The following is a 13269-nucleotide window of genomic DNA, read 5'->3' on the forward strand; positions in this document are numbered from 1 at the left end:
TACTCTAACCTGTGGCGAACTGCGAGTTTATTCTGCGGTCTCGGGGATAGCCTCTGCAGATGCCGGCTCTCCTGCCGCGCCGGGCTGGCCCTTCACGCGCACCACCGTGATCTTCTCGAAGCCTTCCTTGAAGGTGGGCGGCTTCAGGCGCTCGGCCATCTTCTGCATCACCTCGTCGGTCACCTGGCGATCGCGCTTGGAGTTGCGCTCCATGCAGACGGCCAATGGCACGTCGAAGAACACAGCCTGCACCTCGTAGCCGAAGCTCTTGGCCATCTTGATCCACTGCCTGCGCTCGTGTGGCGAGAGGTTCGTCGCGTCCACGTAGTTCCACGGCATCTTGGCGATCAGCCGGGCGCGCAGCAGGCTTCGCAGCGTCGAAAAGACGAGGCCCTGATAGCGCTGTTCGGTGATGTCGTCGAAGAGGAGGGTGCGCAGAAGATCGCTCGACAACGGAGTTACGCCGCGGCGCTTGTACCAGGTCGTCTTGCCGGAACCGGGCAGACCGATCGCAAGTACAACATAGCCCTTGGGCGACTTGGTCGCCGTCAGCTCTGCAGGCGGAGTGGCCAGCGACTCGGGCTGAGTCTCCATCACCATCTTTGGTTCGGCGGATTCGGTTGGCGCTGAATGCTCTGCTGCGGGCACGGTCGGCGGTTCCACTGTCCGTTCGGCTTTGACTGGCTCGGGCTCCGCGCCGCGTACCGGCGCGGCCTCCGGGTAGGTTGGTCTCAGGGGAGCTGGCTGGTTCGAGGGCAACTCCTGCCCACTTTTCCCCGTGGACTCGGAATCGTTCGGTCCACGTCTAGGGCGTCGTCTCATCTTTTCGCTTATCCATTCGCGCAATTCGCGCATACGACGCTTGTAACACAGCGCGGAAGGCTCCCGCAAATCCGTCGCACCTCGCGCGGTACTCCTTCGGCCACTCCTCTAACCCGGAATTGTCTACCCTCATCTCCCCTTTTCTCAGCGGGTTACATCGTCTTTTCACATATCTGCGGTAGTGTCGCGAGTAAAAGAGGTGGACCATGGCCGTCGAAGTCTCCGATCTGAACCAGATGCAGGCTGCATATAAAGAAGCTGTCGATCAATGGATCACCGCTATCCGCGAAGAAGAGGCGCTCGCCTCAGTTGATCACTCCGAAGCAGAGATCGACGCTTGGGAGGCTGCGGATTTTCGCGAGGAAGATGCCCGAGAAAAGGCAAAAGAGGCCAAGAAAAACTACGAAGATGCTCTTCGCGAGAAGTTCTTCAAGTTCTAAAAGATGTGGTTCGCGGCCATTCGTCGCAACTTCTCTCCCAGATGAGTAGTGAGAGAAGTTGCGCACCACAGTCTGCGCCGCCTTCGCGTCGGCGACATCATCCTGCTCTGATCGCGTGCAGAGCCGTTCGTCGCGTTCTACAATGGTCACACGCACCTATAACGCCGTAAACACGACAGGAGCAACCGAAAATCATGGCAGCTGTAAAGGTAGGCATCAACGGCTTCGGCCGCATTGGACGCAACGTCTTCCGCTCCGCTTTAGGCAACCCCGACATTGAATTCGTAGCCGTAAACGACCTCACCACTCCCGCCACCCTGGCCCACCTCCTCAAGTACGACTCCATCCTCGGCAACCTGAAGAACGAGATCACCCACGGAGCCGATTTCATCGCGGTCGATGGGAAGAAGATCAAGGTCTTCGCCGAGCGCGATCCGGCCAAGCTGGACTGGGCCTCGGTCGGTGCGCAGATCGTCGTTGAGTCCACCGGCTTCTTTACCGACGCCGAAAAGGCCAAGGCTCATCTTGGCAGCACCGTAAAGAAGGTCATCATCTCCGCGCCCGCCACCAACGAGGACATCACCCTCGTGCTCGGCGTAAACGACGGCAAGTACGAGGCGGCCAAGCACAACATCATCTCGAATGCGAGCTGCACGACCAACTGTCTCGCGCCCGTGGTCAAGGTGCTGCACGATACCTTCGGCATCGCCTCCGGCATTATGACCACGATCCACAGCTACACCAACGACCAGGTGATTCTCGATACGCCGCACAAGGATCTGCGCCGCGCCCGCGCTGCCGCCCTCTCGATGATTCCGTCGAGCACCGGCGCCGCCAAAGCCCTGAGGCTCGTCGTTCCTGCAATGGACGGAAAGCTCGACGGCTTCTCGATGCGCGTCCCGACCCCGAACGTCTCGGTGGTCGACCTCACCTTCGTCTCCGAGAAGCCCATCACCGAAAAGTCGATCAACGAAGCCCTCAAGAAGGCTGCCGATGGCGAACTGAAGGGGATTCTGGGATTCACGGAGGAAGAGCTCGTCTCCTCCGACTTCAAGGGCAACCCGCTCAGCAGCATCGTCGACAGCAAGCTGACCAAGGTTGTCGGCCAGAACACCGGCAAGGTGATCAGCTGGTACGACAACGAGTGGGGCTACTCCAGCCGGGTGAAGGATCTCATTCTCTTCCTCGTCAAAAAAGGGCTGTAAGCGCCTTCTGCGCCCTGGCAGGGTCCCGTATTCAACCCTGCCAGGGTTCCTTCTGCATCCTGGTTCCTTCTGCATCCAACCGGCCCCGTCGTGAATCAATAGTTCAGGCAGCGAGTCCACCTGCCCGGATCGAGCACGTCATGGGTCGCTTTCAGGAATTGGCATTCACCCCACTCGTCAAACAACACCAGCAGGAGTACGGCAGCCGGCGCCAGTATGAGCGGATGGCGGAACAATCACCGTCGGGAAACACGCTTGGCCCAGACGAGCAGGCCTTCATCGCGCTGCGGGACAGCTTCTACATGGCTTCGGTCAGCGAGACAGGCTGGCCTTACGTACAGCACCGCGGCGGCCCAAAGGGCTTCGTCCGCGTCATCGAGCCCGGCCTCCTCGGCTTCGCGGACCTGCGCGGCAACAAGCAGTACATCAGCCTGGGAAACTTCGATCACGACGCGCGTGTCGCTCTTTTCTTCATGGACTACCCCAACCAGACACGCCTCAAGATCCTTGGCCGCGTCGAAATCCATGAGCACGACTCCGAAGCCCCAGCGCTGATCGAATCCTTCCGGCCCACGGAGAAGTCTTCGGTCGTCGAGCGAGTCATCCTAATCCACGTCGAAGGCTTCGACTGGAACTGCCCGCAGCACATCACCCCTCGCTACACTGCTGAGCAGATTCAGGAGGTCATCGCGCCTCTCTCTGAAAGACTCGCAAAGCTGGACGCCGAGAACGCAAAGCTGCGCGAGGAGCTTCGCGCCCGATCGAAGATCGAACGAGCCTGAAGCGCTGCCTGATCTTTCTCTGCATGAGGAGCCGATCTGCGAGCGTACACAATCTGCTGGTTCGCAGGAATACTGGGGGTGCAAACGCGCAGCGTAACTTCAAAAGAACACTCCTGACAAAAAAGTTGAAAAAGATGGCGCATTGTTAGCACCCGAAAAAGTGACTGCTAAAACACCACATCAGCCACGCAAATCACCACATCTAGACCACAAAAACACCACACGAAAACACGCCTTTTCGCCAAAACCCCCACAAAAACGCACATTCACCACAAAATAAAAAATGACACGAAAAAACATTCCCGGCACCTCCCCCTTCGAGCCGATCATCGGCTTTTCGCGCGCCGTCCGCATCGACAATTACGTCCACGTCTCCGGAACCGGTCCGGTGGGTGCAGACAATGCAGCAGTCGCCGAACAAACTGAACAGTGTCTGACCTTGATCGCCACAGCGCTCAAAAACGCCGGCAGCTCTATCGAGCAGGTGTACCGCACTCGCATGTACCTCACCCGCGCCGAAGACTGGGAGGCCGTCGGCCGCGTTCACGGCCAGTTCTTCGGGCATATTCGTCCCGCCGCCACTATGGTGGTCGTCGCCGCGCTGCTCAACCCCAAGTGGCGCATCGAGATCGAAGCCGACGCCTTGATCTCCGAATAGCAGCTCGGGATGTTTTAGAATTCCCCATGCCAAGCGATCCAAACCGCTCCGTCCCGAAGGCCATCCTGGTCGGCGCGATGGTAGCCGCGCTGTTGGACATGATCGATCCGATCATCTTCTATGGTCTGCGCGGAATACCTCCAAGGCAGATCCCGCAGTCCATCGCGAGCGGCATCCTTGGCCGCGCCGCGTACTCTGACGGCATCCCCAGCGTCCTCCTCGGTCTGGCTGCGCATCTCTTCATCGCACTGGTCTGGGCGACGCTCTTCGTCCTCGTAGCGCGTGCCGTTCCGTTTCTTGCCGACCACGCGATCACGGCCGGCCTATTGTATGGAGCGTTCATCTATGCGGTGATGTACCACCTGGTGCTTCCGCACACGAATCTTTACCCGAGGAATAATCCGAATCCAGCTCCCGCGGTTCTCCTTAATAGCATCGCCGCGATGGTTTTTCTGGTCGGCTTACCCATATCTTTGGCCAATCGACGCTTCTCACCATCATCTCGGGTATCCTCTAACTGACATGGCCAAGCTATCGATCCGCGACCTCGACCTCACCGATAAGCGCGTCCTCATTCGCGTCGACTTCAACGTCCCTCTCAAAGACGGCATCATCACCGACGACACTCGTATTCGCGAGACTCTCCCGACGATCGAGTACGCTCTGCGCCACAAGGCCAAGGTCATCCTCTGTTCGCATCTGGGCCGCCCCAAAGGCAAGCCGGTCGCCTCCATGAGCCTACGTCCGCTTGTCGATCATCTCCGCACCCGGCTCGACCACATTCTGGGCGATGACGAAAACGTAGCTTTCTCGCCTGACTGTATTGGTGTCGTCGCCAGCGAGATGGCGCTCAATCTCGAATCTGGCCAGCCATTGCTGCTTGAGAACCTTCGCTTCCACGCGGAGGAAGAGGCCAACGATCCAGTCTTCGCGCAAAAGCTCGCCTCGCTCTGCGACATCTACGTCAATGATGCGTTTGGCAGTGCTCACCGGGCCCACGCCTCCACGGAAGGGATCACCCACTACGTGAAACAATCCGCGGCCGGGCTGCTGATGGAGAAGGAGTTGACCTACCTCGGAAAGGCTCTTACGGAGCCCGACAAACCGTTTGTCGCGATTATCGGCGGAGCCAAGGTGTCGGATAAGATCCAGGTGATCGACAACCTATTGGAAAAGGCTGACGCCATCATCATCGGCGGAGGTATGGCCTATACGTTCCTCAACGCGCAGGGGCAGAGTACGGGAAAATCGCTGGTCGAAATCGACAAGATCGACGTCGCCAAAGCCGCGCTTGAAAAGGCGAAGGCTAAAGGCGTTCGCTTCCTTTTGCCGATTGACCACGTACTTGCCGACAAGTTCGCTCCGAACGCGAAAACCAAGGTGTTCTTTGGCGATGGTCCCTTCCCGGAAGATATGATGGCGCTCGACATCGGCTCGAAATCCATTGCGCTCTTTGAGGAGGAGATCGCCGAGGCGCGCACCATCATCTGGAACGGCCCCATGGGAGTCTTCGAGATGCCTGCCTTCGCTCGCGGCACAAACGAGATTGCCGCTGCTGTTGCGCGCAATCACGACGCCACCACCATCGTCGGTGGCGGAGATTCTGTTGCTGCGATCCAGCAGTCCGGATTTGCCAACAGGATCACCCACATCTCTACCGGCGGTGGCGCGAGCCTCGAATTCCTCGAAGGCAAGACGTTGCCCGGCGTAGCCGCACTGACAGACAACCAGAGATTTCGCTAGTCGCCAACGTGTTGTGACAGAGTCCTTCCCAAGTCCGCAAAGAAAATGGAATACTGATTCGCACATGCGAAAGCCATTGATCGCCGCCAACTGGAAGATGTACAAGACGCCCAAAGAGTCCTTAGCCTTCCTCAGAGAGTTTCTTCCTCTGGTGAAGGATCACACGACCAGCGAGATTGCGATCTTCCCCACCATGTCTTCGCTTGGCTACGTCATCGAGGCGACCAAGGGGACGAACGTCACCGCCGGCGCCCAGACGATGCACTGGCTGAACGAAGGGCCTTACACTGGCCAGACATCCCCGACAATGCTTGAAAGCATCGACTGCACCCGGGTGCTGCTGGGCCACTCCGAGCGGCGCATCTACGCCCACGAGACTGACGACATGGTCAATCTGAAACTGAAGGCCGCCCTCGATCACGAGCTGATCCCAGTTGTCTGTGTTGGCGAGACGCTCGACAAGCGTCAGTCCGGCCTGACCGAAGCGGTTCTGCGCTGGCAGATTGCCTGCGCACTCAACGGCATCAAGGGAGCATCTTGCGGGAACCTCGTCATCGCCTACGAGCCTGTCTGGGCGATTGGGACCGGCAGCGTTGCGACCCCGGAGCAAGCCAACGAAGCTCACGCCATCATTCGCCGCGAGGTGGCAGCCCACCTGGGCTCTCCCTGCGCCAGTGGCATGCGCATTTTGTACGGCGGTTCAGTCAAACCAGACAACGTCGCCAGCCTGATGTCCCAGCCCGAGATCGACGGGGCTTTGGTTGGTGGGGCAAGCCTGCAGGCTAAATCCTTTGCAGAGATCGTCCGTAACGCCACCGCGGCCTGATACGGCAACAAATGTGCTGTCCCCTGTCCGGCGACTATTGTTCCTGCCTAACGGACAACCCCTGCCTGATCCATCGGCCAGTAGACAAATGCCGCCTTGCCATAGATTAGATTCCGGTCGACTGGCCCGAAGTCGCGGCTGTCGCTTGAGATCGACCTATGATCCCCCATCACAAAGTATTCATTTCCCGGCACAGTCATCTCCGGTTGCGATCTGTCATCGACAAACCGCCTTGGCACATAGCTCTCCGAGATGCGTTTTCCGTTCACAATGACCTGCCCATGATCGATCCGCAGGGTATCTCCCGGCAGGGCGATCACCCGCTTGATGTAACTCTTCTCATGGTCATGGGGATAGAGAAAGACGACCACGTCGCCGCGTTGAATCTCGCCGAGCCGGTATGCGATCTTATTGATGAACAGCCTGTCCTGATCCTCCAGCATAGGCAGCATGCTGGTTCCCTCTACTCGTACTGGCTGATAGAGAAAGATGATGATGAACGCCGATACCGCTACCGAGATCACCAGGTCGCGCAGCCAGGAGTGCATGACTCCCTTCCGCTGTCCTGACGGCTCCATCTGCTGTCGATTTTCTGGTTCCGGCTGAACCTTCCCGGTCTCCACGCGATCTTCCGAATCCTCTAACATTTAGACGCACCAATCTAAGAGTTGCAATCATCAGGCTGCTTGCCGGCGTGTGGTCTCCTGAGCGTTCAGCCTGGGTAAACCAATTGAGCCGAGATGCATCTTATGTACTCAGTGGAGACTTCGGTCAACTGAAGCCCCGGAGGCTTTAACTTCAGCCTTATAACTTTATGAGAACTTTTCGTTTGAATCAGAACTTTCTGCATATCACAGGTCGACTTAGTTCGCCACCCCAATCATCATCTGCCGTAACCCCGCCCCTTTATGATAACTCGCATGGGGCAAACCTTTCTTGACGCATCTGAGAGGGTTAGGACTAGAATTGCCCCAGCAGAACAGTAGGAAAACTTATGGCAACCCTTACCATGCTTGAGCAGGCCCCGACACCAAAACCCGTCAACCGTGGCGCAGCAGACTACAACGATCTCACCACGGAGACCGCCAACGCCGCCTCAGAGGGACTCGACACCAAGTCCGCACTCGAGATCGCCCGAATCATAAATCACGAAGACGCCAAGATCGCAACCGCAGTCAAAAAGGCGCTGCCTGAGATCGCTATCGTCATCGATACTGTCGCTCGCTCCCTGCGCGATGGTGGCCGACTGATTTACGTAGGAGCCGGCTCCAGCGGCCGCATCGCCTCTCTCGACGCCTCGGAGTGCCCACCAACGTACTCCACCGCTCCTTCGCAAGTCCAGTACATAATGGCCGGCGGCCCCAAAGCTCTCGCATCTGCCTCCGACGTGAACGAGGATTCACCGGAGATTGGCCAGCGCGACATCGCCCGACGACGCCCGACCCGCAAAGACATCGTCATCGGAGTCTCGGCGAGCGGCCGCACGCCTTACGTGGTCGGCGCGGTTGAGTATGCGCGGGCTCGGGGAGCTAAGACCGCCGCGATCACATGCAACCTCAATACCCCGCTCTCCGATGTTGCAGACACCACGGTCATCACTGAAGTCGGCCCTGAGGTTATCTCAGGCTCTACGCGCATGAAGTCTGCGTCAGCCCAGAAGATGGTGCTGAACATGATCACTACTGGGGCTATGACGCGGCTCGGGTACGTCTACGACAACCTCATGGTCAATGTGCACATGAAGAACGCGAAGCTGGTAGAACGCGGCATTCGCGTGCTGATGAAGGTGTGCGATATCGATCGCGATACTGCGATCCGCACCATCAAGTCCGCAGGCAAGTCAATTCCGATCGCCGTCGTTATGCTAAAGGCTAACGTCGACAAGATGGAGGCTGTGCGGCGCCTCACCAAGTCGGATGGCAACGTTCGCCTTGCGATTGACGACTCTCGCCTCGAACTCTGATTGTCAGGAAGCGCAGCCACCCACGCATGCGGTGCTGAGTTGCGCTTGCTTCAGTCCCGGCATGTCCTGATCCCTCCACACTCCGCCCTGGGCCTTCCATGGACTGACCGAGATGGTAGGTTGATCCTGCTCTGACGTGATCTTCCACCGCCCGTCGATTCGTTTGAGTGTCAGACGAGTCGGCACGAACGACTCTAAAATCTCCGACTGCTCGGGCTCGCTGATGAAGTGTTTCATAAGGCGAACCTGAGCCTCCGACTCTGTCTGCCGTTCGATGACAATATCCTCCATCTTTACGGTCCACAGGCCTTTTCGCATGCGGTTGGTAGCCTCGCGGTCTCGTAGAACCGCGGCTCGTCCGACGTTTCGCTGATCAAGATAGCGATCCAGTTTGTCCGCATAGAAAGAAGCTTGAGCAGTTGCATCTCTTGTCTGCATCGAAGCCGCCCACCCTTGCAACCACCGCTTCACTTCCACACTATTAGCGACAGGCTGGGGAGTGGGATTTGGTAAAGAGGGCATGGGAGACGGCGTCATGGCCAAAGGGGCTTCAGAGGCTTTCGGATCGATCGGTAGAGGTGCTGTCGGTAGTGGCGCCGAAACCGCTGGAGCATGAATCTCTGGCGACGAAAGATACTTCGCGGCAATCGAGGCAGGATAGGCGAAGAGATCGGGATGTAAGGAATACAAACGATACCCCACTCCTGCCAGCGCCAGCAGTATGGCAAGGGCGGCTATCCCTCGCGCAAATTTTTTCCACCCAGAGGTTCGCTCCTCTTCCATTTGAAGTCTATGCGGTGGTATTCGAGCGTTCCAGGTCAGTTCATCTTCGCGTCCCAATCCGGCATCGAACTCTGGATATCTAACGGGATTACGCGCGGCTTCCCAGAGGGGAGCCTGGTTCGCTGCTGTCGGGCGTGCCTGCCCCTCGGTCCGTGCTTTGGTCTGAGCGGTAGTCTGTGTTGCGGTCGGCGCCGAATCGATCGCTCTTGTCGCTCTTTCTGGCCCATCTTTGATACCTGCGGGACGATACTCCATTGGTGGGGCGATAAATGGCTCCGCGATAGGTGCAGGGGGAGACTCGCTTCTTTGATCGGGCAGTTCAAGGCCCTGCGGCTCGTCAAGGTCAACGAGAGCGGCTGCGCCCCATCCCGAATCAGGAGCAGCAGCCGTCATGGCCTCCATCACAGTCTCTGGAGTCACGGCCGAAGCTGCCTTCTCATCTGAGGGCTGTAACGTCTCTGTCTCTTCTGACAGCCACACCTTCTCCTCAGACGGCTCCAACTCCCTCAGTTCAATTGCGTTCGGATCTTCGGGCCTGTCGATTACCGTCGTCGATGAAGCCACGCCCGTTGTGGACGACGCCGACTTTCTTGCTGCTGTATAAGCCGCTACGCGCATGGAATCGAGGTGAATCTGCGCCTTCATCTGTTCAAACAGTTCATCCAGTTTGGACCGAACCACCTCCTGTTGCGACGTCTCTCCCAGGAGCGCAGACGCCTGGAAGTTTACTTCCCCCTGGATCACGGTCTCGTTGTTCTCCGCATTCACACAGAACACCGTAGTGTCGTGCTGGTTCTTTGATCGTGGCGACGGTCCTACGCCTCGTAGCGTAATTCGGTCGCCAGATCGCACTACCTCGCTGGAGATCTCTCGCGAACACATCTCCAACGCACGCAAAACCATCTCCGGATCCGGAGTCTGTACTGTTTCGTGGATCTCAAATCTCATAGCGCCTCATCCCTACTTCTAATGGATGGCAAAAACCCCGTCTGGGGAAGCCGACAAAAGGTGGGCATGAACAATAAAACGTTCCGGCGCTGCGCCCACATAGTCGAACGGAAAACAAGTAATGAGCGTAAGCTCTGGCCTGGAGGCGATGTTCAGCACTCCTACCTTGTCGGGACTCACAATTTCAGTCGAGTCCACAACGTAGTGATAGGTGCCGCTTTTATCGATCAGCCGCACCTCCATCTTCGCGGCGATCCTGCGCAACGGCCGGAAGAACGAATCGCGATGACCTGCCAGCCCCACCGTACCAAGGCCACCCGGCACTGCGGTCCCGGGAATATGGCCCACTCCCCGATGCAAACTGTCTCTATCATAGTCGGCTGTAATCGGTGCTGACAACGCGAGTGCGGGAATCTCAATCCTGCCAATCACATCCCCTGCCGCAGGCGCGACGTCCGGGGCGATTCTGGCTGGAAGAGGCTCTCCGATCCGTTCCGCGAGCCTCTGGGTCTCCTTTGCTTGAACACCCAGCACCAGGCAGTATCCAACGCAAAGGAGACCGCACGCCCATAGAAGACGCTCAGCGTATGCGAGGACTCGCATATCTATTCCCGTAGCAACGACTCTTGATTCAAAGTGGACACACGGCTGTAGGCGATCAGTCGCAGAAGCGCTGCGGCGAGCAAGGAGCAGAAGCCCAGCAGCCATACCAATGGCACCGGGCTGGCGGTATGGGGCAGCGCTTTGATCACTGGCTTCTGAACGCTGGCCACTTGCATGTATCGCTCCGCCTTGATGCCTGGCTTCGCACTGGCAGCATCGCCAGCCCCGCTGGGCCCTACCTGCTCGAGCGAAAGCAGCCAGAGCGTCAGCAGTTGCATGTCGTCCTGAGACAGCGTGTTATCGGTGACCTTCCCCTCCGACGCCGGATCGACGGCAGGCACCTTCGCGGGGTTTGAGGTGGCTATCGCAACCGCCTCAGCCTTCGGATAGACGAACTCTATGACCGAAGAGCCTCCGGGGAAGTACCACCCCTTGAGGTACTGAGAGCCATCAGCGGGATTAGCCCATCTCACAGCCCCGCTAGCCGATGGTTTCTGTATGTTGCCGTTTGGAATGCCGAGAAAGGTTGAGTGCACATCACCCTTCACCGAATCAACCTTCAGAATCACCCGGTCCGACAGGCGACTCACAACGTGGATTGTGTAGGAGCCAGGTTCAAGCGTAACCCCAGGAATGTGCGACGGGTTGGAGATCGTGAAATCAGCGGCGGGAGTCGCCGGCCCGGCAGCCCATACCTTCGGGCTGAAAAGGCACAAAGAGGCGCAGAATATGAGAGCTTTGAGTCGCATCGTTTCTCCTTGCAGGATCGACTTACGTCCGTGATATGCAAGGTGTACGCGAAAAGTTAGTCGTTAGGTTGGAGGAAAGATACGAGTAACTCAACTTTTTTAGCGCCGGTAATCCGCTTATCCAAATTTGATTCGATTGGTAATCGAAAGACCGATTACGAGGCCGAATGAAGCTGAAATACTTTTCACATAGATAACCATGCGCTCAAAAGTACTCCAGGTTTGGCGACTTTCGCGCGCTTTTGAGTTTGGACATCGCTAACTTGCGGTGCTTGGGCCCTTTTAGCAATCTAGAAAACCGGCACTAACATTCTTGAAATGAAACACTTATAGGATAGACGCCAGCGGGTTGAGTAGCGGCTTTTGATAGCGAAGACGCTCTTCATAGCTGAGAAGGGTGGCCGTACCAGCGACGTTACTCATTTCCACGCGGAATCTTCGTAAACTGTCAAAATGGACAAGTTCGTAGTACGCGGCGGCAATCCCCTTCTCGGCACCATCAAAGTCTCCGGAGCAAAAAACTCCGCTCTCCCCTGCATGGCCGCCGCCATTCTGACCGAAGACGAGGTAATCCTCGAAAACGTTCCTCAGGTCAACGACATCGAAACTGAGCGCAAGCTCTTAACCAGCATGGGTGCTGAGGTGGAACTAGGCTATGGCCGCGCCCAGCATCGCACCCGCATCAAGTGCGCCATCCTGTCCGACCCCGTCGCAAAGTACGAGATCGTCAAGACCATGCGCGCCAGTTCCCTGGTCCTTGGTCCTCTCATCGCGCGCACCGGCATCGCACGCGTTGCCATGCCCGGAGGCTGCGCTATCGGCGGCCGCCCCATCGACCTACACATCAACGGCCTCGAAGCCATGGGCGCGACCATCACCCAGGATCACGGCTACCTTGAAGCCCGTGCCGACCGGCTGAAAGGCGCGCACATCGTCTTCGACAAGATCACGGTCACCGGCACCGAAGACCTTCTGATGGCCGCGACTCTCGCCGAAGGAGAGTCCATCTTCGAGAACTGCGCTCGCGAGCCCGAAGTCACCGATCTTGCAGCCCTGCTCATTTCCATGGGAGCAAAGATAGAAGGCGCAGGCACCGGCACCATCCGCATTCAGGGCGTCTCCAAACTCCACGGCGCACGCCATCGCATCAATCCAGACCGTATCGAGGCCGGCACCTTCCTGATCGCGGGAGCCATCACAGGCGGCGACCTCAACGTCGACTGCTGCGAACCCAAACACCTCGGCGCGCTCATCACCAAGCTGGAACAGTGCGGCGTCAAGATCGACGTCGGCACCGACCACGTTCGCGTGCGCTCCGGTGGAGAACTTAAAGCTGCCGACATCACTACAGAAGAGTACCCCGGCTTCCCTACCGACATGCAGGCTCAATATATGGCGCTCGCCACCCAGGCCGAAGGCACCAGCACCGTGATCGAAAACATCTTCGAAAACCGCTACATGCATGTGCAGGAGCTTATTCGCATGGGCGCGAACATCACCATCTCCGGCCGCACCGCGACTGTGCGTGGCAAGACGCCTCTGCAATCAGCTGCGGTCATGTGCTCGGACCTTCGCGCCTCCGCCTCCCTTGTACTTGCTGCATTGGTGGCCGATGGCGAAACCATTCTCGACCGCGTCTATCACCTCGACCGCGGCTACGAGCACTTCGAAGAGAAGCTCCGCGGCGTCGGCGCTCAGATCCGCCGTATGGGAGATGTCTTCGGGAAAAAGTAATTGCTCAGGTTAC

The 13269-nt window shown here is 57.9% G+C and carries 14 protein-coding genes; 9 read left to right on the forward strand and 5 right to left on the reverse strand.

What is annotated here, in order from left to right; all coding sequences use genetic code 11:
* Window positions 1-27 precede the first annotated feature (27 nt).
* The gene (locus HDF08_RS10600; RefSeq protein ID WP_179638405.1) at window positions 28-822 is read right to left on the reverse strand and encodes an ATP-binding protein; all 795 of its coding nucleotides are present in this window, start codon (window positions 820-822) and stop codon (window positions 28-30) included.
* 206 nt (window positions 823-1028) lie between these two features.
* Between HDF08_RS10600 and HDF08_RS10605 the strand changes: the two genes are divergently transcribed.
* From HDF08_RS10605 to tpiA, 7 genes are all read left to right on the forward strand, one after another.
* On the forward strand, window positions 1029-1262 hold the full coding sequence (locus HDF08_RS10605; RefSeq protein ID WP_179638406.1) for a hypothetical protein: 234 nt from the start codon (window positions 1029-1031) through the stop codon (window positions 1260-1262).
* A 194-nt stretch (window positions 1263-1456) separates the two neighbouring features.
* Window positions 1457-2467 (forward strand): type I glyceraldehyde-3-phosphate dehydrogenase, encoded by a 1011-nt coding sequence (gap, locus tag HDF08_RS10610; protein WP_179638407.1) that lies wholly within the window; start codon window positions 1457-1459, stop codon window positions 2465-2467.
* A gap of 140 nt (window positions 2468-2607) precedes the next feature.
* Window positions 2608-3249 carry a pyridoxamine 5'-phosphate oxidase family protein gene (locus HDF08_RS10615; RefSeq protein ID WP_179638408.1) on the forward strand — a complete coding sequence of 214 codons (642 nt, stop codon included), beginning with the start codon at window positions 2608-2610 and terminating at the stop codon, window positions 3247-3249.
* Window positions 3250-3532: 283 nt separating this feature from the next.
* A complete protein-coding gene (locus HDF08_RS10620; RefSeq protein WP_179638409.1) occupies window positions 3533-3907 on the forward strand; it encodes a RidA family protein in 375 nt (124 codons plus the stop codon).
* 26 nt (window positions 3908-3933) lie between these two features.
* Window positions 3934-4428 (forward strand): hypothetical protein, encoded by a 495-nt coding sequence (locus tag HDF08_RS10625; protein WP_179638410.1) that lies wholly within the window; start codon window positions 3934-3936, stop codon window positions 4426-4428.
* A gap of 1 nt (window position 4429) precedes the next feature.
* On the forward strand, window positions 4430-5650 hold the full coding sequence (locus tag HDF08_RS10630; RefSeq protein WP_179638411.1) for a phosphoglycerate kinase: 1221 nt from the start codon (window positions 4430-4432) through the stop codon (window positions 5648-5650).
* 64 nt (window positions 5651-5714) lie between these two features.
* On the forward strand, window positions 5715-6476 hold the full coding sequence (gene tpiA, locus HDF08_RS10635; RefSeq protein ID WP_179638412.1) for a triose-phosphate isomerase: 762 nt from the start codon (window positions 5715-5717) through the stop codon (window positions 6474-6476).
* Between the two features lie 47 nt (window positions 6477-6523).
* On the opposite strand, the gene lepB is transcribed toward tpiA, so the two are convergent.
* The gene (gene lepB, locus HDF08_RS10640; protein ID WP_179638935.1) at window positions 6524-7054 is read right to left on the reverse strand and encodes a signal peptidase I; all 531 of its coding nucleotides are present in this window, start codon (window positions 7052-7054) and stop codon (window positions 6524-6526) included.
* Between the two features lie 416 nt (window positions 7055-7470).
* Between lepB and murQ the strand changes: the two genes are divergently transcribed.
* Window positions 7471-8439, forward strand: coding sequence for an N-acetylmuramic acid 6-phosphate etherase (murQ, locus tag HDF08_RS10645; protein ID WP_179582760.1), 969 nt, complete (start codon window positions 7471-7473; stop codon window positions 8437-8439).
* A gap of 3 nt (window positions 8440-8442) precedes the next feature.
* Here murQ and HDF08_RS10650 read toward each other — a convergent pair whose 3' ends face one another.
* The 3 genes from HDF08_RS10650 to HDF08_RS10660 are packed head-to-tail and all read right to left on the reverse strand — an operon-like array spanning window position 8443 to window position 11522.
* On the reverse strand, window positions 8443-10170 hold the full coding sequence (locus tag HDF08_RS10650) for a hypothetical protein (protein WP_179638413.1): 1728 nt from the start codon (window positions 10168-10170) through the stop codon (window positions 8443-8445).
* A gap of 18 nt (window positions 10171-10188) precedes the next feature.
* Window positions 10189-10773, reverse strand: a complete 585-nt coding sequence (locus HDF08_RS10655) for a class D sortase (RefSeq protein ID WP_179638414.1) — start codon at window positions 10771-10773, stop codon at window positions 10189-10191.
* 2 nt (window positions 10774-10775) lie between these two features.
* Window positions 10776-11522, reverse strand: a complete 747-nt coding sequence (locus HDF08_RS10660) for a hypothetical protein (RefSeq protein WP_179638415.1) — start codon at window positions 11520-11522, stop codon at window positions 10776-10778.
* A 453-nt stretch (window positions 11523-11975) separates the two neighbouring features.
* Between HDF08_RS10660 and murA the strand changes: the two genes are divergently transcribed.
* Window positions 11976-13256 carry a UDP-N-acetylglucosamine 1-carboxyvinyltransferase gene (gene murA, locus HDF08_RS10665; protein ID WP_179638416.1) on the forward strand — a complete coding sequence of 427 codons (1281 nt, stop codon included), beginning with the start codon at window positions 11976-11978 and terminating at the stop codon, window positions 13254-13256.
* Window positions 13257-13269: the final 13 nt, after the last annotated feature.

The organism is Tunturiibacter empetritectus (assembly GCF_013410875.1).
Lineage (GTDB): Bacteria > Acidobacteriota > Terriglobia > Terriglobales > Acidobacteriaceae > Edaphobacter > Edaphobacter empetritectus.

What these genes read in the sequence shown, in the direction of transcription:
- HDF08_RS10600 (WP_179638405.1), bottom strand. Translation starts at nt 822, where the DNA reads ATGAGACGACGCCCTAGACGTGGACCGAACGATTCCGAGTCCACGGGG.
- HDF08_RS10605 (WP_179638406.1), top strand. Translation starts at nt 1,029, where the DNA reads ATGGCCGTCGAAGTCTCCGATCTGAACCAGATGCAGGCTGCATATAAA.
- gap (WP_179638407.1), top strand. Translation starts at nt 1,457, where the DNA reads ATGGCAGCTGTAAAGGTAGGCATCAACGGCTTCGGCCGCATTGGACGC.
- HDF08_RS10615 (WP_179638408.1), top strand. Translation starts at nt 2,608, where the DNA reads ATGGGTCGCTTTCAGGAATTGGCATTCACCCCACTCGTCAAACAACAC.
- HDF08_RS10620 (WP_179638409.1), top strand. Translation starts at nt 3,533, where the DNA reads ATGACACGAAAAAACATTCCCGGCACCTCCCCCTTCGAGCCGATCATC.
- HDF08_RS10625 (WP_179638410.1), top strand. Translation starts at nt 3,934, where the DNA reads ATGCCAAGCGATCCAAACCGCTCCGTCCCGAAGGCCATCCTGGTCGGC.
- HDF08_RS10630 (WP_179638411.1), top strand. Translation starts at nt 4,430, where the DNA reads ATGGCCAAGCTATCGATCCGCGACCTCGACCTCACCGATAAGCGCGTC.
- tpiA (WP_179638412.1), top strand. Translation starts at nt 5,715, where the DNA reads ATGCGAAAGCCATTGATCGCCGCCAACTGGAAGATGTACAAGACGCCC.
- lepB (WP_179638935.1), bottom strand. Translation starts at nt 7,054, where the DNA reads ATGGAGCCGTCAGGACAGCGGAAGGGAGTCATGCACTCCTGGCTGCGC.
- murQ (WP_179582760.1), top strand. Translation starts at nt 7,471, where the DNA reads ATGGCAACCCTTACCATGCTTGAGCAGGCCCCGACACCAAAACCCGTC.
- HDF08_RS10650 (WP_179638413.1), bottom strand. Translation starts at nt 10,170, where the DNA reads ATGAGATTTGAGATCCACGAAACAGTACAGACTCCGGATCCGGAGATG.
- HDF08_RS10655 (WP_179638414.1), bottom strand. Translation starts at nt 10,773, where the DNA reads ATGCGAGTCCTCGCATACGCTGAGCGTCTTCTATGGGCGTGCGGTCTC.
- HDF08_RS10660 (WP_179638415.1), bottom strand. Translation starts at nt 11,522, where the DNA reads ATGCGACTCAAAGCTCTCATATTCTGCGCCTCTTTGTGCCTTTTCAGC.
- murA (WP_179638416.1), top strand. Translation starts at nt 11,976, where the DNA reads ATGGACAAGTTCGTAGTACGCGGCGGCAATCCCCTTCTCGGCACCATC.